This window comes from Pseudomonas sp. Tul2A7 (genome assembly GCF_054790505.1).
The window spans coordinates 32,709-53,003 of sequence record NZ_CP186499.1 but is presented as its reverse complement, the minus strand read 5'-3'; the positions used below and the strand labels follow the sequence as shown (position 1 = coordinate 53,003).

Annotated in this window: 23 protein-coding genes and 1 tRNA gene; 9 read left to right on the top strand and 15 right to left on the bottom strand. The window is 56.4% G+C overall.

The genetic code is table 11. The annotated features are described in order from the left end of the window. Window positions 1-80: 80 nt before the first annotated feature. The 3 genes from ACOYXJ_RS00320 to ACOYXJ_RS00310 all read left to right on the top strand — a co-directional run bounded on the left by ACOYXJ_RS00320 (window position 81) and on the right by ACOYXJ_RS00310 (window position 4,269). Complete coding sequence (locus tag ACOYXJ_RS00320; RefSeq protein WP_460367322.1) at window positions 81-1,286, top strand: acetyl-CoA C-acetyltransferase; 1,206 nt, start codon at window positions 81-83, stop codon at window positions 1,284-1,286. A gap of 24 nt (window positions 1,287-1,310) precedes the next feature. After that, window positions 1,311-3,455, top strand: a complete 2,145-nt coding sequence (locus ACOYXJ_RS00315) for a 3-hydroxyacyl-CoA dehydrogenase NAD-binding domain-containing protein (protein ID WP_460367320.1) — start codon at window positions 1,311-1,313, stop codon at window positions 3,453-3,455. Window positions 3,456-3,546: 91 nt separating this feature from the next. Beyond that, on the top strand, window positions 3,547-4,269 hold the full coding sequence (locus ACOYXJ_RS00310; protein ID WP_150794504.1) for an amidotransferase: 723 nt from the start codon (window positions 3,547-3,549) through the stop codon (window positions 4,267-4,269). A gap of 108 nt (window positions 4,270-4,377) precedes the next feature. Here ACOYXJ_RS00310 and ACOYXJ_RS00305 read toward each other — a convergent pair whose 3' ends face one another. The 3 genes from ACOYXJ_RS00305 to ACOYXJ_RS00295 form a co-directional block, all read right to left on the bottom strand. After that, complete coding sequence (locus ACOYXJ_RS00305; protein ID WP_053116847.1) at window positions 4,378-5,349, bottom strand: magnesium and cobalt transport protein CorA; 972 nt, start codon at window positions 5,347-5,349, stop codon at window positions 4,378-4,380. A 134-nt stretch (window positions 5,350-5,483) separates the two neighbouring features. Then, entirely contained in the window at window positions 5,484-6,206 is a 723-nt protein-coding gene (locus ACOYXJ_RS00300) for a lysophospholipid acyltransferase family protein (RefSeq protein ID WP_150794505.1), read from the bottom strand. A gap of 216 nt (window positions 6,207-6,422) precedes the next feature. Further along, complete coding sequence (locus ACOYXJ_RS00295) at window positions 6,423-7,112, bottom strand: crotonase/enoyl-CoA hydratase family protein (RefSeq protein ID WP_150794506.1); 690 nt, start codon at window positions 7,110-7,112, stop codon at window positions 6,423-6,425. Window positions 7,113-7,407: 295 nt separating this feature from the next. Here ACOYXJ_RS00295 and ACOYXJ_RS00290 point away from each other — a divergent pair. Both ACOYXJ_RS00290 and ACOYXJ_RS00285 read left to right on the top strand, forming a co-directional pair. Beyond that, a tRNA-Ser gene (locus ACOYXJ_RS00290) sits at window positions 7,408-7,497 on the top strand. 202 nt (window positions 7,498-7,699) lie between these two features. Further along, the gene (locus ACOYXJ_RS00285) at window positions 7,700-7,918 is read left to right on the top strand and encodes a hypothetical protein (protein WP_460367317.1); all 219 of its coding nucleotides are present in this window, start codon (window positions 7,700-7,702) and stop codon (window positions 7,916-7,918) included. A gap of 300 nt (window positions 7,919-8,218) precedes the next feature. Here the strand turns inward: ACOYXJ_RS00285 and ACOYXJ_RS00280 are convergent, their stop codons facing one another. Next, on the bottom strand, window positions 8,219-10,468 hold the full coding sequence (locus ACOYXJ_RS00280) for an NACHT domain-containing protein (RefSeq protein WP_460367315.1): 2,250 nt from the start codon (window positions 10,466-10,468) through the stop codon (window positions 8,219-8,221). A 510-nt stretch (window positions 10,469-10,978) separates the two neighbouring features. Between ACOYXJ_RS00280 and ACOYXJ_RS00275 the strand changes: the two genes are divergently transcribed. Both ACOYXJ_RS00275 and ACOYXJ_RS00270 read left to right on the top strand, forming a co-directional pair. Then, a complete protein-coding gene (locus ACOYXJ_RS00275) occupies window positions 10,979-11,218 on the top strand; it encodes a hypothetical protein (RefSeq protein WP_082729259.1) in 240 nt (79 codons plus the stop codon). Then, window positions 11,215-11,463 (top strand): hypothetical protein, encoded by a 249-nt coding sequence (locus tag ACOYXJ_RS00270; protein WP_460367313.1) that lies wholly within the window; start codon window positions 11,215-11,217, stop codon window positions 11,461-11,463. The genes ACOYXJ_RS00275 and ACOYXJ_RS00270 overlap by 4 nt, the downstream gene beginning before the upstream one ends. Here the strand turns inward: ACOYXJ_RS00270 and ACOYXJ_RS00265 are convergent. The 11 genes from ACOYXJ_RS00265 to ACOYXJ_RS00215 all read right to left on the bottom strand — a co-directional run bounded on the left by ACOYXJ_RS00265 (window position 11,447) and on the right by ACOYXJ_RS00215 (window position 18,581). Beyond that, on the bottom strand, window positions 11,447-12,634 hold the full coding sequence (locus tag ACOYXJ_RS00265) for a tyrosine-type recombinase/integrase (RefSeq protein ID WP_460367311.1): 1,188 nt from the start codon (window positions 12,632-12,634) through the stop codon (window positions 11,447-11,449). The two genes, ACOYXJ_RS00270 and ACOYXJ_RS00265, sit on opposite strands and share 17 nt — an antisense overlap. A gap of 323 nt (window positions 12,635-12,957) precedes the next feature. Then, a complete protein-coding gene (locus ACOYXJ_RS00260; protein ID WP_460367309.1) occupies window positions 12,958-13,215 on the bottom strand; it encodes a hypothetical protein in 258 nt (85 codons plus the stop codon). Window positions 13,216-13,271: 56 nt separating this feature from the next. After that, entirely contained in the window at window positions 13,272-13,493 is a 222-nt protein-coding gene (locus ACOYXJ_RS00255) for a hypothetical protein (protein WP_460367307.1), read from the bottom strand. After that, window positions 13,493-13,756 (bottom strand): hypothetical protein, encoded by a 264-nt coding sequence (locus ACOYXJ_RS00250; RefSeq protein WP_460367305.1) that lies wholly within the window; start codon window positions 13,754-13,756, stop codon window positions 13,493-13,495. Before ACOYXJ_RS00250 ends, ACOYXJ_RS00255 begins: the two co-directional genes overlap by 1 nt. Before the next feature lie 79 nt (window positions 13,757-13,835). Next, a complete protein-coding gene (locus tag ACOYXJ_RS00245) occupies window positions 13,836-14,132 on the bottom strand; it encodes a DEAD/DEAH box helicase family protein (RefSeq protein ID WP_460367303.1) in 297 nt (98 codons plus the stop codon). A gap of 48 nt (window positions 14,133-14,180) precedes the next feature. Beyond that, window positions 14,181-16,895, bottom strand: coding sequence for a toprim domain-containing protein (locus ACOYXJ_RS00240; RefSeq protein WP_460367300.1), 2,715 nt, complete (start codon window positions 16,893-16,895; stop codon window positions 14,181-14,183). A 6-nt stretch (window positions 16,896-16,901) separates the two neighbouring features. After that, window positions 16,902-17,135 (bottom strand): hypothetical protein, encoded by a 234-nt coding sequence (locus ACOYXJ_RS00235; protein ID WP_086793340.1) that lies wholly within the window; start codon window positions 17,133-17,135, stop codon window positions 16,902-16,904. A gap of 75 nt (window positions 17,136-17,210) precedes the next feature. After that, window positions 17,211-17,582 (bottom strand): hypothetical protein, encoded by a 372-nt coding sequence (locus tag ACOYXJ_RS00230; RefSeq protein ID WP_459667232.1) that lies wholly within the window; start codon window positions 17,580-17,582, stop codon window positions 17,211-17,213. Beyond that, complete coding sequence (locus ACOYXJ_RS00225; RefSeq protein ID WP_038979812.1) at window positions 17,579-17,869, bottom strand: Ogr/Delta-like zinc finger protein; 291 nt, start codon at window positions 17,867-17,869, stop codon at window positions 17,579-17,581. Before ACOYXJ_RS00225 ends, ACOYXJ_RS00230 begins: the two co-directional genes overlap by 4 nt. Continuing rightward, window positions 17,866-18,339, bottom strand: a complete 474-nt coding sequence (locus tag ACOYXJ_RS00220) for a YmfL family putative regulatory protein (protein WP_150694801.1) — start codon at window positions 18,337-18,339, stop codon at window positions 17,866-17,868. Before ACOYXJ_RS00220 ends, ACOYXJ_RS00225 begins: the two co-directional genes overlap by 4 nt. A gap of 29 nt (window positions 18,340-18,368) precedes the next feature. After that, window positions 18,369-18,581: a DNA-binding protein gene (locus ACOYXJ_RS00215; protein ID WP_150694802.1), complete on the bottom strand. Its 213-nt coding sequence runs from the start codon at window positions 18,579-18,581 to the stop codon at window positions 18,369-18,371. An 84-nt stretch (window positions 18,582-18,665) separates the two neighbouring features. Here ACOYXJ_RS00215 and ACOYXJ_RS00210 point away from each other — a divergent pair, with 84 nt between their 5' ends. Next, on the top strand, window positions 18,666-19,013 hold the full coding sequence (locus tag ACOYXJ_RS00210) for a helix-turn-helix domain-containing protein (protein WP_201138300.1): 348 nt from the start codon (window positions 18,666-18,668) through the stop codon (window positions 19,011-19,013). An 87-nt stretch (window positions 19,014-19,100) separates the two neighbouring features. Further along, complete coding sequence (locus ACOYXJ_RS00205) at window positions 19,101-19,877, top strand: zinc ribbon domain-containing protein (RefSeq protein WP_460367297.1); 777 nt, start codon at window positions 19,101-19,103, stop codon at window positions 19,875-19,877. Window positions 19,878-20,295 lie beyond the last annotated feature (418 nt).

The following is a 20,295-nucleotide window of genomic DNA, read 5'->3' as shown; positions in this document are numbered from 1 at the left end:
CGCTGTGGTCATTGAATCCGAGAGCGCTCGGGCGAAGAGTGGGGGCAAGAAACCACTCCACGCACAGGTTCGAGGACGTCATGACTCAAGCTTTGATTTTCGACGCGTTACGCACGCCCCGTGGCAAAGGCAAGGCCGATGGTGCTCTGCACAGCGTCAAACCGGTGAATCTGCTGGCCGGTCTGCTGACCGCGCTGCAGGAACGTACCTCGCTGGATACCAGCCAGGTCGATGACGTGGTCATCGGCTGCGTCACGCCGATTGGCGATCAAGGCTCCGACATCGCCAAAACCGCCGTGCAAGTGGCCGATTGGGATGTCAGCGTCGCGGGTGTGCAGATCAACCGTTTCTGCGCCTCGGGACTCGAAGCGGTCAACCTTGGCGCAATGAAAGTGCGTTCGGGCTTCGAAGATCTGGTGGTGGTCGGTGGCGTCGAGTCGATGTCGCGGGTGCCGATGGGCAGCGATGGCGGCGCCTGGGCGCTGGACCCGCAAACCAACCTGCACAGCCACTTCACCCCGCAAGGTGTTGGCGCTGACCTGATCGCCACGCTGGAAGGCTTCAGTCGTCAGGACGTCGATGCCTACGCCTTGCACTCGCAACAGAAAGCCGCACGGGCGCGGGCTGACGGCTCGTTCAACAAGTCGCTGGTGCCGGTGCAAGACCAGAACGGCATCATCCTGCTCGATCACGATGAGTTCATTCGTGCCCAGTCGACTCTGGAAGGCTTGGGCAAGCTCAAGCCGAGTTTCGAAATGATCGGTCAGATGGGTTTTGACGCCACGGCGCTGCGGGTCTACAGCCATGTCGAACGCATCAATCACGTGCACACACCGGGCAACAGTTCCGGGATCGTCGACGGCGCTGCGCTGATGCTGATCGGCTCCGAAGCCAAAGGTCGGGCGCTGGGCTTGCAACCGCGGGCGCGCATCGTCGCCACGGCGGTCACCAGCACCGATCCGACCATCATGCTCACCGGCCCTGCACCAGCCACACGCAAAGCGCTGGCCAAGGCCGGGCTGCGCGTCGAGGACATCGACCTGTTCGAGGTCAACGAAGCGTTTGCCTCGGTAGTGCTGAAGTTCATCAAGGACATGGCCGTCGACCCGGACAAGGTCAATGTCAACGGCGGCTCTATCGCCATGGGCCACCCGTTGGGCGCCACCGGTTGCGCGATCCTCGGCACCCTGCTCGATGAGCTGGAAGCGCGACGCCTGCGTTATGGCCTGGCGACGCTGTGCGTCGGCGGCGGTATGGGCATTGCCACCATCATCGAACGCCTCTGAGCCCCGAATTCAAGGAACCTTGTTATGAGCGAAGCCATTCGTTACGAAAAAGGCCAGGACGCTATCGTCGTGCTGACCATCGACATGCCGGGCCAGAGCGCCAATACCATGAACGCCATGTACCGCGAGGCCATGGCCGCATGCGTGGCCCGGCTGGTGGCGGAAAAAGACAACATTGCCGGGGTGATCATTACGTCGGCAAAGAAAACCTTCTTTGCCGGCGGCGACCTCAATGAGCTGATCAAGGTCGGCAAGCCTGAAGCCAAAGCGTTCTACGACATGGTGCTGATCCTCAAAGCTCAGTTGCGCACTCTGGAAACCCTCGGCAAACCGGTGGTCGCGGCGATCAACGGCGCGGCGCTGGGCGGCGGTTGGGAAATCTGCCTCGCCTGTCATCACCGCGTGGCTTTGGATGATGCGGCGGTGCAACTCGGTCTGCCGGAAGTGACCCTTGGCCTGTTGCCGGGCGGTGGCGGAGTAGTACGGATGGTGCGCATGCTCGGCATCGAGAAAGCGCTGCCGTATTTGCTCGAAGGTAAAAAGGTGCGGTCGCAACAAGCGTTGCAGGCGGGTCTGATCGATGAGTTGGCGACTGATCGCGATGAATTGCTGGCCAAGGCGCGGGCCTGGATCGTTGCCAATCCGACGGCAGTGCAGCGCTGGGATGTGAAGGGTTATCAGATTCCGGGCGGCACGCCGTCGAACCCGAAAGTCGCGCAGATGCTGGCGATTGCGCCGTCGATTCTGCGCAGCAAGACCCAAGGGACACTGCCGGCGCCGGAGAAAATCCTCTGCGCGGCAGTCGAGGGCGCTCAGGTCGATTTCGACACCGCGCACCTGATCGAAACCCGTTACTTCACTGAACTGACCACCGGGCAGATCTCGAAAAACCTGATCGGCACATTCTGGTTTCAACTCAATGGGATCAACGCCGGTAGTTCGCGGCCGCAGGGCTTTGCGCCTTATGTCACGCGTAAGGTCGGCGTGCTTGGCGCTGGGATGATGGGGGCGGGGATTGCCTTTGTCAGTGCTTCGGCGGGGATTGAAGTGGTGCTCAAGGACGTCAATCTGGCTGCCGCCGAAAAAGGCAAAGCACATTCTGCGGCGTTGCTGGACAAGAAAGTCGCTCGCGGACAGATGGATGCTGCGAAGCGTGATGAGGTGTTGGCGCGGATCAAGCCGTCCGAAAGTGATGCCGACCTCGCGGGTTGCGATCTGATCATCGAGGCGGTATTTGAAGATCGCGATCTCAAGGCCAGGGTTTCCTCTGCCGCCCAGCAAGTGGTCGGCGCCGACGCGGTCATCGCGTCGAATACATCGACGTTGCCTATCACCGGGCTGGCGGCTGCCGTGCCTGATCAAAGCAAATTCATCGGCCTGCATTTCTTCAGCCCGGTAGAAAAAATGCCGCTTGTGGAAATCATCAAAGGCGCACAAACCAGCGACGAAACCCTCGCCCGAGGTTTTGATTTCGTTCTGCAAATCAAGAAGACGCCAATCGTGGTCAACGACAGTCGCGGCTTCTTCACCTCACGGGTGTTCGGCACCTTCACCAACGAAGGCATCGCCATGCTCGGCGAGGGCGTAAGTGCGCCGATGATCGAGACCGAAGCGCGCAAGACCGGGATGCCGGTCGGGCCTCTGGCGATCTCTGACGAAGTTTCCCTCAGCCTGATGAGTCATATCCGCCAGCAAACTGCCAAAGACCTACAGGCAGAACGGAAGCCGCTGATTGAGCACCCGGCCTTCGCCGTGATTGACTTGCTGCTTCACGAATACAAGCGTCCGGGCAAAGCGGCGGGAGGCGGTTTCTATGATTACCCGGCGGGAGGCCAGAAACATTTGTGGCCAGAACTGAAGGCGCGCTTCGAGAAGCCCGACGGGCAGATCTCGCCGATAGATGTGCGTGATCGGCTGTTGTTCGTGCAGGCCATCGAAACCGTGCGCTGTGTGGAGGAGGGCGTGTTGACCTCGACGGCGGACGCCAACGTCGGCTCGATCTTCGGTATCGGTTTTGCGCCGTGGACGGGCGGTGCGTTGCAGTTCATCAACCAATACGGGGTGAGGGATTTCGTCGCTCGCGCGCAATATCTGGCCGAGCAGTATGGCGAGCGTTTCGCGCCGCCGGCGCTGCTGCTGGATAAAGCTGCGAAAGGTGAAATGTTCTAAGGGCGCTTGCACTTCGGGGCTTGCCTTGCCATGGGGTTTCAAGGCAGGCTCTGAGGTGTTCATTATTCCCATCACGTGTCAGGTATTTTTTATGTCGCTACGCATCTGCATTCTGGAAACCGACATCCTGCGTCCGGAGCTGGTCGATCAATATCAGGGTTACGGGCAGATGTTCCAGCGCCTGTTCTCGCAGCAACCGATCGCCGCCGAGTTCACCGTCTACAACGTGATGCAGGGCGATTACCCGAGCGATGACCTGACCTTCGACGCATACCTCGTCACCGGCAGCAAGGCCGATTCGTTCGGCACCGATCCGTGGATCCAGACCCTCAAGGAATACTTGCTGACTCGTTACGAGCGCGGCGACAAACTGCTCGGCGTGTGCTTCGGCCATCAGTTGCTGGCGCTGCTGCTCGGTGGCAAGAGCGAGCGCGCAACTCAAGGTTGGGGTGTCGGCACCCACAACTACAAACTCGCGGCCAAGGCGCCGTGGATGAGCCCGGTGCGTGAGGAACTGACGCTGCTGATCAGCCACCAGGACCAGGTCACAGCGCTGCCGGAAAACGCCACGGTTATTGCTTCCAGCGATTTCTGCCCGTTCGCGGCGTATCACATCAATGATCAGGTGCTGTGCTTCCAGGGGCATCCGGAATTTATCCACGATTATTCGCGAGCGCTGCTGGATCTGCGTCAGGAAGCGTTGGGTTCGCAGATCTACACCAAGGGCGTGGCAAGCCTCGAGCAGGAACACCATGGTGCGACGGTAGCGGAGTGGATGATGCGTTTTGTGGCGCATAAGCCAGAAACTGTCTAAGGCCAAAAGCTTCGCGAGCAGGCTCGTTCCCACATTGGATTTGCGGTGCGCCACCGATCAATGTGGAAGCGAGCCTGCTCGCGAATGTTCCAGACAACTCGGTCTGCTCTACAACCACCCCGATTTCTTGAAGCTCGCCCACAAACTTACACATCCCACCGCAATAAACCCCAGCACGCCGAAATAGCCGTAGTGCCAGCTCAACTCCGGCATGTTCTGGAAGTTCATCCCGTAAATCCCCGCCACCGCCGTCGGAAACGCCAGGATCGCCGCCCAGGCAGCAAACTTGCGCTGTACCACGCTTTGCCGTGATGCCTCGAGCAACACACCGATCTCGATGGTCTGGCTGGCAATGTCGGCCAAAGTGCTCAGGTCTTCCATCTGCCGCGTTACGTGGATCTGCACATCGCGGAAGTACGGGCGCATATTCTTGTCGATAAACGGGAAACTCAGCTTCTGCAGTTCCTCGCCAATCTCCACCATCGGCGCCGCGTACCGGCGCAGTCGTACAACGTCACGGCGCAAGCCATGCAGCTTCTGAATGTCACGCTCATTCAGTGCGCTACACAGCACGTTGCGCTCCAGTTCATCGATTTCGGCATGGATCGCTTCACCGACTGGCTGATAGTTCTCGATGACGAAATCGAGCAGCGCATAGAGTACGAAATCTTCCCCATGCTCCAGCAACAGTGGGCGTGCCTCACAACGTTGGCGGACATGGGCGTAGGACGCGGAGTGGCCGTTACGCGCGGTGATGATGTAGCCCTTGCCGGCAAAGATGTGCGTCTCGATGAACTGCAGAACACCGTTTTCGCGGATGGGCGAGTAGGTGACGATAAACAGAGCGTCGCCAAAGGTTTCCAGTTTCGGTCGACTGTGTTTTTCCAGAGCATCTTCGATGGCCAGTTCGTGCAGGTTGAACTGACGTTGCAGGTTGGAAAGCTCTTGAGCGTCCGGCTCTTCCAGACCGATCCAGACAAAGTGACCGGTTTTCGCGGCCCAGGCAGCGCCTTCGTCGAGGGAAATATTGGTGACTTTCTTGCCTGCGCTATACACCGCAGCAGCAACAACTCGACCCATGGTGGTGATTCACTTCTTCTTGGCAGGTGGCAGGGAATACAAGGCTTCAGCTTAGCCGTGTCGCTGCTTGAGAGTCAGTGAAATCTGTACAGTTCACCGGGCAAAAGAAAACCCGCACAGGGCGGGTTGTCTTCTTAGGCGGCTTGCAGTTGCCGGTCCATCGATTCAATGCACTCGCGCATCTGTTCGCGGCACTGATTGATGAGCATGGGCATGTCATCCATGGTCAATCCGGCTGTGGGAATTGCCGGCAACGAGCGTATGAGGATTTTCCCGCTGCGCCAGCGATTCAGGCGCATGTGCTTGATGTAACTGCTGACGCAAACCGGAACGATCGGTACGCCGGCGGCGATCGCCATCTGGAAGGCACCTTTCTTGAATGGCAGCAATTCTTCACCGAGGTTGCGCGTGCCTTCCGGGAACACCCAGATCGAGGTGTCTTCGTTCTGCAGGGTATTGGTCGTGGTAAGCATCGATTGGCGCGCCTTGTGCGCATTGCCACGGTCTATCAACACATTGCCGGCCAGCCAGAACAATTGTCCGAACAGCGGTACCCATTTCAGGCTCTTTTTGCCGATGCACACGGTACGGCGTGGCACTACGTTGCCAAATACGAACAGGTCATAGTTCGATTGGTGATTGGCGATGATCACGCAGCTGTCGGGTTTGTTCAGCAAACCGCTGACATCGGATTTCACCCGTAAACGCAAAATACACATCGCCGGCAATGCGTAGAGGCGGGCGCACAGACGGCTGTTGTCCGGATTGAACGGGCGGCATATCCCGAGGATCACCCCGAGCACACCCGCAAAAATAAAGTGCAGGCCCATCAACAACATACGAAACAGGAACAGCATTTTCAGGCCCCACCGGGACAAAAGGTGGCGCAGTGTACGGATGTGCACTGTTTTCGGCAATTGCCGCTATAGAGTCCGGAGATGGCCGATGTTTAAGCGCATGTTTCCAAATGGAGGGTCAGACCTGTCCTAGAGCTGCCGCAGACTTTTAAACCTTGCGCGTAAGAAAAAGCCCGACACGACGGTCGGGCTTTCTTTACGTTCTTGAATCCAGGCTTAGCCCAGATGCTCCTGATCCTGGATGATCGCGTTATCCAGCGTTTCCAGCAGTGCCTTACGGACTTTCAACTTGGTGTTCTTGTGCGCGAGCATGTTGATCTTCTTCAACTGACGCGCAGCGGCGAGCGCAGCACCTTGCAGTTCCTCGGCGGCAACCACCTTGTCGAGGAAGCCGGCATCCACGGCGCTTTTCGGATCGAACATCTCGCCATTGATCACCGAGCGGTGGAACGCCGAGCGACGCAGGCGATCACGAGCGAGCTCGATACCGGCGTGGTGCATGGTCATGCCGATCTGCACTTCGTTCAGACCGATGCTGAACGGGCCGTCGACACCGATACGGTAATCGGCAGACAACAGAATGAAAGCGCCCTTCGCCACGGCATGACCCGGGCAAGCGACGATCACCGGGAACGGGTGAGAGAGCAGACGACGGGCTAGCGTCGAACCGGCAGTCACCAACGCTACCGCTTCTTTAGGGCCGGCGGTCATGACTTTCAGGTCATAGCCGCCGGACAAAATCCCCGGCTGACCGGTAATGATCACGATGGCACGATCCGTCACCGCCTGATCCAGCGCCGCGTTGAATGCCGCAATCACGTCCGGAGAAATGGCATTGACCTTGCCGTTGCTCAAGGTCAGGGTCGCGATACCGTCTTCGAGGTGGTAGGAAATCAACTCACTCATGACGCTATTCCTTGTAAGAAAGATGGGCAGACGTTACCCACCGCCGCAGGCCAGGTAAAGCGCTGTGACTGACCCGCCAGTCACCGTTTCACGGCCCATCCAGCGTGGCGAGGCATTGCGCTTCTATATAGAAGGGCCGCACCCACCGAAGATTGGCCGGTTTGCCATGGCCTGCCAGCGGGCAAAACGACTTTTTCTCTTAACCGCATGAAAATTCTGAAAAAAAGTTTGCCATCGGAAAAGCTTTCGACTACATTAGCGCGCCTCGACAGACAGAACATGTTTGAAGAGATACGGTGAAGTGTCCGAGTGGCTTAAGGAGCACGCCTGGAAAGTGTGTATACAGGAAACTGTATCGAGAGTTCGAATCTCTCCTTCACCGCCACATTCAGTAAACGCAAACCCCTGATTTTCCTAGAGAAAGTCGGGGGTTTGTGGTTTTTGGCGTCTGAAAAAAGGCCATATGGGACTGAAATGGGACTGGGGCGCTATTTTGGTGCAAAAATGGCCACCACCATGGGTGGCTGACCTTCGCCAGCGATTCGATGAGCTAGGCTTCTGCGAATCGAACTCCAAGGAAGGCTGCTATGCCAAATAACTCAGATTCCAACATTGCCACTGCAGATGCACTCACGTTACTACTGCACAACCAGCATGCGCTTGCGGCGGCGATAGAGGAGGTCACCAAGTGGCTTTCGGAGAAAGGCGTAGGGACAGTTGCAGAGAACGCTGTCGGGGCCATGGAAACCCTGGATGAAAACGCGAAAGCGATTACAGATGCAATCACGCTACTCCGTCGGCTTTAGGGAGTCATCTAGGCTGCAATCGGCCAGAAGCGGTCAGTCTGCCTCTCCCCAGCATGGAAAGCACTAAGCTCATATGGTCACGGCTACTCCCGTCGACCGAGACTGATACTGACCGTCAACGACGCTCCAATGAGCGGCATTGACGGTCTATGCGCCGAATTTTAGGACTGCTTGGACAAACCGTGTGATTTTACCGAACTGTTGTGCCTGGAACTCATGGCATGACTGCATAGTACGAAGGTTGACGAAGTGCTCCTCTTACTTCCGACCCGCGCTCCAATAAATACAGTAACTATTTATTTATTGCTTTAGGGTAGACGCTTCTTTCCAGATCGGGTCTTCGGAAAGAGTCAGTTCAGAGCGAATTTTATTCATTCGGTCTGTATACCTACGAATAGGTTTGTATACCCAGCCGTCATCTCCCTTTGCCCTGTCTATAAGGCCCTCTCGCAAAAGCATTTTGATAATAGAGTCTACTAGTTTTGGGCTGAATTTTTGGCCGTAACCACCCTTTAATAGTGATGCTTCTTCTCTTCCACCACCAGGCTGGAAAAAAATCTTATGAATTATAGAAAGAAACAATTTTTGTGCTGGAGGTAGAACGCTTTCTTTGATTCTTGAAGCATTGGAAATTCGCTCATAGTTAAAGGCCTCAGTATTTGTAACCCAGGCAGGGAGGCCTTGTGAATCTGAAACCCCAAGTGCGTGTGAAACGATGCACCCATCAATCACCACGCCATCTTGTACTGTTATTGGTGTTGCTCCAAGAAATAAATGTTCAATTTCGGAGTCCTTGATCACCAGGTTTTTTATTATTCGAGCACTAAAATTTAACACTGGGAAAACTGAGCCAGACAGCTGGAGAGACTGAAAGTCTAATGGGTCTCCACCAAAAATTGTTAGAATTGAAACTATCTCGCCAAGCTTTTTTGTGTTTCGGCTATTACCATTTTTCCTTATATAAGAAAAACAATGTTGCTCCAAGTCGAAGACTTTAATTGTTTGTGCGGCATGAAATGCCCCAAGATGGCGGAGTGATTGGCACCATTGAACTTGATCGTGTATGTCCTTCATGTTAATAACGTCTACTACAAGCGCTTCCGCACGAAGGATGTCAAGAACATTAAGATCAAGGAAATGTCGGTCAGGAGACTCTGGTTCTATCCTGCCGAGAGTACACATTCTTGAAAGGAGTTGGCGACCACTTTGGTCTGGAACTGATCCTACTACCGCTTGGTATGCTGTATCAATATCACTGGGGGAAAGACGGCCATTGGCTGTGACGGAGTAGCGGGTAACGGACGCTAATCTGTGAAGAATCGCGTGAATGGTTTGAGGGGCAATCGAACCGCCCACTCCGCTAGACTCACGTCTACAAACTGCGTGAATAAAGGTGCCCCAGAATTCGTACTCACCATGCTGGCGATTTAAAATAACGCTAACGTCTGCTGGGTCTAGCTCAACGAGGAGCTGGAAAACTAATGGCTTCCGCGGTAACCACTCAGGCACAAGGGACTTAATGCCGATTGCGTGTAGGTATTTATTCCCTTCATCTTCTGAGAATTCTTCCGGTGCCTCAATGCACTCCGTGTTAGACCCATCGGATAAACCGAGGCTTTCTAGCATTTCCTCGCTACTATCGAAAAAATGCGATCGACCGGTTATTAGTATCCCCGTTTTTCCACGAGTAATTAAATCGCGAACGCCTTGTACTGCTCTTCGTCGAAGGCTTTTTCTGTCTTCGACTCTCGCGTCATGAACTTGAGTGCCGATCTCGTCAAACCCGTCCAACAGGAGGATGAGTTTTCCAGAGTTAAGGAGTCGAATAACATTGTCTATAGAACTGCCGATGCCGATAATACCGAGGTGTCCTGCTATAACTTCTAACGCGCTTGAACTGCTCCAGTGATCTCGTAGGTTTATTGCCAGCGGGTAAGCGCCTGATTCTCTTGTTTGATTTCTAAGTAACTCATATACCTCACGTACACACCGGCTTTTACCAGTCCCATAATCTCCGGTAAGTACAATGTTTTGGCCACGCTGTAAACATGTGGCAATATTTTCTACCGTGTATTTTTTTGAGCCATCTGTTTCAGAGTAACGAACATGAATGAATTCGCGAGGATCATTTGCACCTGTTTTTGAATCTACCGCACTTCCAAAAGGCGATCTTTTTCGCAAAGTGTCGTAGGAAGCGAAATCAAAAAAATCTTTACTAAATTCATCGGCCGAACACACCTTTATATGGCTGCTTTTGCCGGCTTCAATCATACTGAGGGTAGGCTCACCTTCTAATACGATGTAAGCTCGGCAGATTATACCCTCAACCGCGAGCCTGATTTTCGTAGGTTTTATCTTGTTGAGGTCATCACGCACCTTCTGAAGGGTTCTTTCAGTAGTGACTTCTATGATGATAACTTCATCATCGGAAATCCGAATAACACTGTCAAAATCAACCCCGTCAATATGCTCTGCTTTGCAAGGTGCCCCCCACTTTAGGGAGGCAATCGCGCGAACGTATTCTTCTAAGTTCTTCCATGTAGCAGACATATCTCAGCACCTGCGGACAGATAAATTGTATTAGTTGATATGCCTTGCGTGAGGCAATCACTATGTTTAATGTTGTGGGTGTTAATCTCGCAAAATTTACTTCTGACGGCGAAGCTGACCAACTTTCAATGACATTGTGTTCAAAGGTTCTGCAAAGTCCATTTTCCTGCTCCGTTGCACGTTCACCCGATCGGGGTCGTAGAGGCGTAACGCTACTATGCCTTCCTCCAATTCTGATACTGGTGTTTTATCCACGCTGGACGCATGACTAGGTGAGTGAAATCTGGTTTGTCCGCTCGGGCTTTTTAACCCTCTGGTTTTCCACCGGTTGAATCCACAGCCGATAGCGGCCATTCATGACCGGTTCATTGAATTCCAGCCTATGTTCAATCGGCCCCCACACCAGGCTCAGGTGTGGGGGCCTTTTTTTGTGGCCGTGGAAGCCGGTCCCCCCAGGGCTGGTCTACCATTCCCTCTATATCTGGTTGATCTCTGGACGTGGGAGTCCGCATGACTGATGCATTGGCGGCACTGAAACTGCCGAACGCAGTGGAGGTGCAAACCCTGAAACTGCTACACCAAATTGAACTGGCACACACGGCTGACGACCTGTTTCGCGCCAGTGATCGTGCCGAAGGTTTCGTGCTGGGCCTGGAGACGGTCAAGGTGCTGAACGCGGCCAGTATCGAAGGTTTGTATAAGACCTTCGAGGCAGCGGCCACGGCGCGGCGTCAGGAGCACGAGCAGTGATCGGCGAAGGTATTCACGAAGAGGTGTTGCGCGCCCTGGTCGAACAACACGCGGTGCGCGAATGCCTGGTGGCCAGGATCAACGGCGGCCCAGAATGGGGCCTGTCGATTCGCCTGGGCGGCAGCGGCGCACGCTGGGTGCCGGTGCGCTCGCGACGTGAGTCACTGCGCACCTGGGCCAGCTTGACCGCCGTTGGACGTTTTGCCGAAGGCGTGGGCCTGAGTGGATTCAATGTAGAGCTGTAACCGGTGACAGCTTCAAGGCCATTTGCAACATCCCCACCACGTCGGGTCCGTCTTCATTGATCCACGTCCCATAGTGCTGACGGATCATGTTGCCGTTGGTATGGCCCATCTGTTCGGCGATCCAGTCGATCGACGCCACCCCGGTGGTCAGCAACTGGCTGGCGTAGGTGTGCCGGCACTGCCCGGGTCCGCGATAGCGAACGCCGGCGGCGAGCAAATGCGCCTTGAAGAAGCGATCGCGCACCACGAAGTCGTTGGCGTGCGGCAGGCCGCTTTTGGTATTCAGGAACACAAAGTGCAGTTTGTGTTTTCGCACCGTCTTGTTGTCCCGCTCAACCACCTCCACGGTTTCCGCTTTGCGTCTGCGGGTCAACGCATCGATCTTCTGCAGGGCGTCCCACGCCGGGGCCAGCAGGCGAACTCGGCGCGTCGATCGGCGGGTTTTCGTCACCCGGTAGGCGCCGCGTACCTTGGACCGGCGAAAGGTCACCGTGCCTTGCTCCAGGTCGACATCCTCCCAGGCCAGCGCAATGGTTTCCGAAACCCGTGGCCCCGCCCAAATCATGAATTGGATCATCAGCAGCTCCTGCGTCCGATTGGTGGGTGTCTCAAGAATCTGCTTGATCTCCGCCCTGGTGAACGGGTCCGGCGCTTCAGGGTCGGGTAATCGCACAAACAAACCCTCGGTCGGATCATGAGCCACCTTTTTGCGAGTGCGGTACAGCCGAAAGACTTGGCGCACGTTACTGATGACGTCCCGAATAGTCTTGTTCTTCAGGCGCTTCGACAGCGTGTCCTGCACCCACTCCTGCAAATCCAGATGATCGATCTGGTCGATCTGCACCTTGCCCCAGCGCGGTCGCACATGGACCTCGGCCTTATTGGCATATCCTCGATAAGACGTCGCAGCAACGCTGTTGCTTTTGATCTTCAGCCACAGGTCGAGGTAGTGACCGAAGGTGTTCTCGACCAAGGTGGCCGAATCAGGAAAGTGCCGGCTGTAATTGAAAGTGCCAGCCTTGATCTCGTATTCAATGATGTTGACCAGGTGCGCGGCCCGCTCCCGGTTGGCTGCGGTATTCCCGCCGGGCAAAAGCTCCCGGTACCGCTTGCCGTTGTAACGAAAATAGACCCGCACCGAATTGCCACGGGCCTCTACGCCATGTGCCATACACGTCCCTAAACGATGAACTGAACCACTGATCAGCAGAGCAAAGCAGAAAGGCCTAACATCGGGCCTTTCTGTGTTGCCGTAGGTTGGAGTGTTGCTGATCAGTCCTGACGAAGTAACCAGAACAATCCGGCGCTTTTTCTAGGTGGAGAAGGAATACCGGACCGGGCCTCCTCTGCTCTGCGCAGTGACGCAATCACTTGCCGTGCTTTGCTGCATTTACGGTGGTTGCCGTGGGCGCGGGATTTGCCACATTGATCACAGACGCCGGTGAGGTCCAGATTCCAGGGAAACGATTTTCTTCTCTTCATCGTGTCCCCCGATCACAGCCGAAACGATTGAAGCGTGAGGTGAGGCTGATTTTCGGATTCAGTCTTGGCGCTGCCGGCGTCCGGCGTTTCGCAAACAAACCGATGCCGAGGTCGATTGGCCGGGGTCAGGGCGCTTTCCAGAGTATGGGCGGTTCTCGCGCATTGATCGTAGGCGTCCCCGCTGACCCATTGCTGGACAGGAATTACCTGGCAGTCGAGGCGGGATGCGTCGGTGCACAGGTATAAAAACAACAGAGCTGTTGCCTGCATGGTGCTTCTCCTTCGGGCGATGGGGAGTTGCAGCTCCCCATCGCCCGTCATTCAAATTAGCGCGCGTAGCGCTGTGGCTTGTTCTTCTTCGCTTCCGCCCGTGCCGTCATCAGCTCGGCCCACTCGGCGGCCTTGCGCTGCTGCCGGATCCGACTACAGGCCTGATGCTTGCGGGTGGATCGGGCCTTGCCGCAAATGTCGCAGCAACTGGGAAGGTCAAGCCGATGGCTCGCCATGGGCGGACGGGTGCGTGCCACAGAATTGGCTGAGGGCTGCATCAGGCGTCCCCCAGCAATGCGCGGGTGAGGGCGTTGCGCTCGCCCTGGTGAGTCAGCTTGTTCAACGGCTGCAAACTGGTGCGGCCATTGCGAAGCTTGATTATCGCCGTTGCGCTGTCGATCTCTGCAATCTTCCCTTCGCGAACGCTGAGACTGACGCTGTGCCCGGTGCTGCGTGCAGCGACGAAAGTCACGTCATCGCCGACTTTGAAGGCGTTCGTGGTAGCCTCTGTACTGCTGCCGCTTGGGTTTTGTGCTTGCATGGTGCTTCTCCTTTGGGGTGGTCGGTGGCGAGGGGGTGCAGCCCCTCGGCACCAATTCTTTTCGGCATGAACTCGTTGTTCAGCCGGCGCGGCGAACCAGGTGAATCGTCAAGTCCTCCAGCTGCTCGTTCCCAGCGGCCTCCCTCTGCCACTGCAAAACCTCATCGATCTGTTTGCTCGAGCAGTCATCGACAAGCAGCGTCCGCTCACCGCGCTCTAGCCTGACTTCCATGATTCCGAGCAGGCCGTGATGCGAATACGCATCCGCATGAATGATCCCTGCCTGTTTGCCTTCAGCCTGTTGCTGGGCCTCGATCGATCTCAGCTTCGTCGTCTTGCCCGTGCCGGCGTCGCCGGTGATGATCTGAACTTGCATGGTGCCTCTCCTTTGGAATGTGCCCAGCGTTGCAGCGCTGGTTGCGGTTTACGCGCTCTGAAAAATCCAGCAGCGCACGGTGGTGGGTTTGTTGAACATCGCGTTGCCGGCGGCTTGTGAAGCGCGCACGGCGCTGTAAACGGCCTTGTTGGATTCCAGCCATTTGTGGCTGCGGCTGTTGACCAGCAGCCCGCGCAGGGTCTTGAGGTCAGCGAGGTTCTGCCGATGCTCGCTGGCCTTCTCGGCGAACTCGTTGAGGTTGATCGCGATGAGTTTCGGGTCGGTGCTGTGGTTGACCTGCGGGCCTTCGCCCAGGCTTTCGAGGTATTCGTAGACTTCCCAAAATTCGGCAACCAGCGGGTGGTCAGCACTGATCGCGGCCTGCCGCTCCGACGCCATGACCATCAGCGCCTGATGCGTCGTGGCGACGTGGTTGTCATCGAGCGGGCAGACCAGGCGCAGGCAGTCGACCAGGGCCATCAACTGGCTGTGGTTCTTGATGATCCGTTCCACGCGGATTTCTTTGAGCTTGCGCAGCTGCTGCTCATGGACCAGCACGCGTTCGGAGAACTTGGCCATCACCTGCGCTTCAGCGCGCACGGCGAGCAGCAGGAAGTGGCTCAGTTGCTCGACCGGGATCAGGTTCAGGTTGTCAGCGGCGGCACGGCTTTCGGTGGTGACTTCCGGGCGCGCAAAGTGGGATTTGATAATCCGGGTCAGGATCGCTTCTGACGCGCTGACATCGGCGTTCTGGCTGATCGCAATCGCACCCCGGAACGGTGGTTCATAGGTCTCGTTACCACTGGTTTTCATGCCCTTGGTGCCGAGCGTGCCGCCGCCGTAGAAGTCTTTCAGTTCGTCCCAGTCGAAGCCCTTGGCGTGCGCTTTATCCGGCTCGTTGCGGTCGCCTTCGATCAGCACGACCGGCATGTTGGAGACTTGGCCCATGGCGCGCTGTCGACCGGCACGGGTCGATTTCGACGGGTCAAAACCTTCATGCTCGCGGCCGAGCAGTTTCCACAGGAAAGTCAGCAGCGTGGTCTTGCCGGCGCCGGCTTCACCGGTGACCTCAAGGAACGGGAAGGACTTGTACTGCGCGCGGATCTGCTCGGCGAACAACGAGCCAAACAAGAACGCGAGGGCGACGATGCCCTTGGCGCCAAAGCACAGCCACAGCATCGGCAACCAGTCGGTGCGGTACTGGTTGCTGTCGCGCTGAATGTGCATGGCGATCGACTTCTGCAGCGTCTTGAGCCGCAGCTTGCCGAACTCGAAAAAGTCCTCTTTGTTCACCACGCTGACGATGCCGCCGCGTACCGCGAGGTCGCCAAAGACGTAGCAGCCGTGCAATTTGCTGTAGCCGATAAAGTCGATGGTCTCGACGGTCTTCAGGCCGAACAGCTGATCCTTCATGATCTTGTCGAGTTGCTGCCCGCTGCCGGTGAACACGGCACCGGCTGCCATGCTGAGCAAGCGTTTCTTGAATTCGCTGGCGGCCGCGACCTGGCCACCGGTGAAGGTGTTCTTCACGCTGCCACTGTCGTGCGGGAAATCGACGCGGAAGTAGTACCAGGATTCGTCGGTGACTTCGTTGCGCTGGAAATACAGCGCTTGCGGGTAGCAGTTGGCGATTTCCACCACGCCGCCGCATTGTCGCAAAGCCTTGTCGCGGCGCTGCTTGTCGTTCAGCAACTGGTCTTCGTGGCGCTCGGAGGACTCCAGCGCCTGCATGGCCTTGTTGAATTTCTCCAGGTCCATCTTGAACCAGTAAAGCCGGCTATCGAAGCCGAAGTGAAACTCGTGGCGCTCCCGCCATTCATACATCAGCACGCCTTTCTCTGAGGCGCTTTCGGCGATCAGCAAGGCGCCGTGGTAACGAGCAGTGGCCAGATCCTTTTCGATCTGCTCGGCACGTTCGCTCTCGCCGTCAATGAATGCCCAGCGCTGATGCAGGTCGTTCCAATCGACCTTGCGGCTGTCCGACTGCGGGATCTGCGCGGCTTCACACTCGTAGCCCAAGGCGCGAGCCTGACGCACCCAACGCTTGGTGTATTTGTGCGCTCCGGGTTCATTGTCCAGTGCCCAAATGAGCTTGGGCAATTTACCGCCGCGCTGCCGGGCCAGCTCTTTCAGCGACTCTTCAGGAAAGAACGAGGAGGACATAGCCGAGACCGCTGCAATGCCGTTATGCACCAGGGCGATGGCATCGAAGATACCCTCGACAACCCACAGCTCTTTGACTTCCAGCAGTTCGACGCACGGCGGGCACCACCAGAATCCACGCGGGCTGTCACCAGGCTTGAACCGCGCTTTCATCTTGCCGAACCGGTGCGGCCGGTCGATCAGGCGCTCCCAGTAGCCACCTTTTTCCAACGCAAAACGCACCGTCGCGCTGCCGGCATTCAGTTCGCCGGAGAAATACGTTTCCTGCGTGAACCAGCCCTGAATCAGATCAAGCCGAAAGCCTCGGGCGAATTCCAGATAGGCACGGGCGGTGGCGCTGGGGTGTTGCTCGCTGGCCGGCGCGCGCTTGCTCCAGTCCTCGAACAAGTCTTCATAGATTTCTTTAACGTGCCAGGTCTGGCCACACTTGCCCCGGCCGCAGCGGATCATCCACGGGTCATCGTGGAAGGCGTACAGCTCCTTTTTCTTGCACGCCGGGCATTCGCCCTGGCGCATGTATTTGCCGGCTTTGTGCTTGAGTCCGTAGTCGGATTCAAGGCGTTGCAGGATGTCGGCGCGCAAATCGTGTTTCATGTTCATCGGGGCTTACTTCACTTCGCCGAGACTGTGTTTAAGAGCGCCTATCAGGCGTTTTTGCGCGGCCATCACCGGGAAGGCCGACAGCAGCGAGCCGTGCCGTAATCCCTCGGGGATCATGCGAAAGCGATCGTCATACCAGTACTCGTTGAACTGCATCGAGTACTGAGCGCGCAGTGCCTGGAGCAGGGCTTCGGCCTGTGCGCGGGGCAGTTTTGCGGTGATGGCGATGTCGATTTCCATGATCCACCTCGGATTTCAGGCAAAGCTCACCCAAACCCACGGGAAGCGGGGCAGGGCGGGTTGTTTAAAAATGAGTTACTGAGGGTGGTGCTTGTGCGCGGAATCGCGCTGGGCGAGCAAGGTCTGCGGCAGCAGTCTCGCCGGTACCGGGAAGCGCAGATCGGCGCGGGTATCGATCAAGTGCACGACCGTGCAGCTGGGGTTGTTGCCCCAGTCCACACCGATCCACTTGCGCTGATTGATCACCTGCAATTCAGTCCAGGCGTTGTGCACCAAGCGCTCCGCCATGAAGACAGGCACCTCCAGCGACGTGGCCAGGTGGCGAACGCAGTTTTCATAGAGCAAGTCCGAGTCCACCAGGTACTGCGCTTCGTGCCGTTGCAGGTAAGCGAACGCGGCACGCTGCATGCTGCTGCGGTAATCGTGGGTCAACTGATCGTGGTTCATTGCGCACACTCCATTTCCATTTGGTCGAGCAGGTCGGGTTGATCGTTGGCGGTCTTCATCGCAGCGCGGCGCAAGGCGATGTCAGCGATGGGCAAACGCACTGATGGATTGGCCATGCCGCTGGGACTCATTTCGTGAGTCATCTCAAACTCAGCACGCACCGACCAGCCGCAGGCCTCGTTGGTGCATTGCAGATAGGCCACTCGCAGGAAAATGTGTGTGCCTTCGCTGGTGCGGATACGCATGCGGCCGAGGCAGTGCGGGCAAACCAGTTTGTATGTACTCACCCAGCGATCCCCCGACCGTGCAGTTGAATGGTGGCCAGCACTTCGGCGTAGCGGGCGGACATGTAGTGCACCAGAGCGTTGATGATTGCTTGGGCTTCGCAGGACTCAATGACACCGTCGTCGAGTGCTTTGGCAATGATCTGATCAACCATCCCGCGCTTGGCGGCGGCTTTGACTGACCGGTTGTACAACTCGACGTTGTCCAGATCCGCCGATGCTGTCAGCGGGACGAACATTCCGCCGTATTTGGCTGCGATGTAATCCGGCAGGAAGGTTGTTCCTGCTACCTGTTCGAGGCGATGAATGTGGTCATCACTCAGTGGTCGGCTGCCGGCGTTTTCATAGGCCTGGTTGTCGAACTTTTTGAGTGGCATTCCCAAGTCGGCAGCGGCGTAAATGCGGCCTCCTTGGTAAGCACCGATCACTGCGCTGACCACGTCTTTCCTGTTGGCTAGAACTGGGCGTTTCATCTTCTGGTTTCCTCCCTGAGCCAACGGGCTTAGTTTTCAATCACGCCGTCTTTGATACCGAGCAGTACCGCGGCGCGATGAGACTCGCCCCGCAGACATTTCTTCTGTCCGTTCAGCACGGCATACACCGTAGAAGGCGTGAGGTTGTGTTGATCGGCCCAATCCTTGGCAGATAGACCTTGATGCGCGAGGCGCTCGCGGGCGCCTTGGCACGCTTGCTCCGTGGGGTATCCGTTCGGCATAGTCTCGTTTCGTGTGATTTCGTGTGATGACAGGCGAAGTATTTCCCATGATTGTGGGAATGTCAAATCGCTATGGAGACATTTGTGGGAATTGGTGATCGCCTGAAAGAAGAGCGCGAACGGTTGGGCTTCAATCAAACCGATTTCGCAGCGAAGGCTGGTGCCTCAAAAAACAGCCAATACAACTACGAGAAGGGCGAACGTAGCCCTGATGCGACCTATCTAGCCGCAGTGGCTGAGAAGGGAGTCGACGTGTTGTATGTGGTGACCGGTGAGCGCAAGCCCACGACGGTCGAAAGCATCAGTCCCGACACGGCAAAATTTCTTGAGTTCTATCAGCGCGTCACGGACTTGGATCGAGAGGTGCTGCTTCGTATGGTTTCGGCTTTTGCAAAAGCCGCGAGCATTGATGGGAAAAAAGAGAACGACTGACCTGGGCAATGACTGTTCAGGTGTGTAGGCGCAACACGCCGGCCACGATGGCCGGCTTTTTCATGGATATAGAAAGGAGCTGTTCGAATGGCTTTGAAGCCCTGTAAGTCTTGCAAACACAAAGTAGATATTTCAGCGAAGGTTTGTCCCAGCTGTGGCGTTGCCGATCCGGGAGTCACCCTGGGCCAGAAGATCGGCGGGTTTGTCATTCTGGTAATCATCATCGCTGTGACAGTGTCGATGTGCTCTCGGGGTAACGAAGACGAGCCTGTCGAAAAGGTAACGCAGAGTGTTGCGACCAAGGCTTACACGATCACTAAAGACGATTTCCAAGAGGGACGACCTCGTAAAGTTGAAGTCGTTTTACCCAAGCGTGTAAGTGACGCGGAGCTGGCTGAAGTAGCCAAGTCCGTTCGCGCCGATACAAAGTCGAAGCCCAAGACGACATTCATCGGCTTCAGGATCGAAGGCCAAAACGACAAGGCCTACTGGGCCAATGCCAGTTTTGACCCCGACTACAAAAGCTCGCTCATCGGCCTTAGCGCGCAGGACTATGAAACTCTGAAGGGGCTGGACCTGAAGGAGTATCCAGATCGGCTGGGTTCCTGGTTGCGCGACGGTGCTCTTGGTCATTTGGTCGTGTTGTACAAACGCGATGGCAAATATTCCATGGACCAAATCTTTGCGAGTGGTGGGAAAAACACATATAGCTATCGAGCAGAGAAGCTTGCTGATGGTGGACTGCGCCTGGATGAGCCAGACAATATGTTCAATGAGTACTACGTAGTCGATGCAAAGGGGAACTTGCAGGGATGGGGTGAGAACGGTGTCTACATGACCCTGCCACCGCGTCCGGTACTGTAAAACCCGGCGCAACTGCTACTTACATTTCCAACGTGGTGCATAGGTACGGGAGTAGCCATCTGGAAGGCGACACCCATTCAGTCCGGACCCAAATGATTTAGCGGGGCTGGTGGCACAGAAAAACGTGCTGAGAATGGGTGACTCCCGGGCGGTTCAGGGCCTGCGAATGGCCCCCCGCCCATCACAAGGAAATGGAGTACGCACGATGGAAAACCTTACCCCTTTGGAGCACCTTTTTTTGCAGCTTCTCGCGAAGCTGGATGACCAGCAGCGGCAGGATGTGCTGAGGATCATGGAGGCGCTTGTGCAGTCAACGAAGTAAGGCGTTACACGAGGTAGCTCCGGTAGCTTTCCGGGGCTTTCACGTTTGTAGGCACGTTCACGGGAGGCGCTTGTCCTTCCGCTGTGCAGCTCAAGA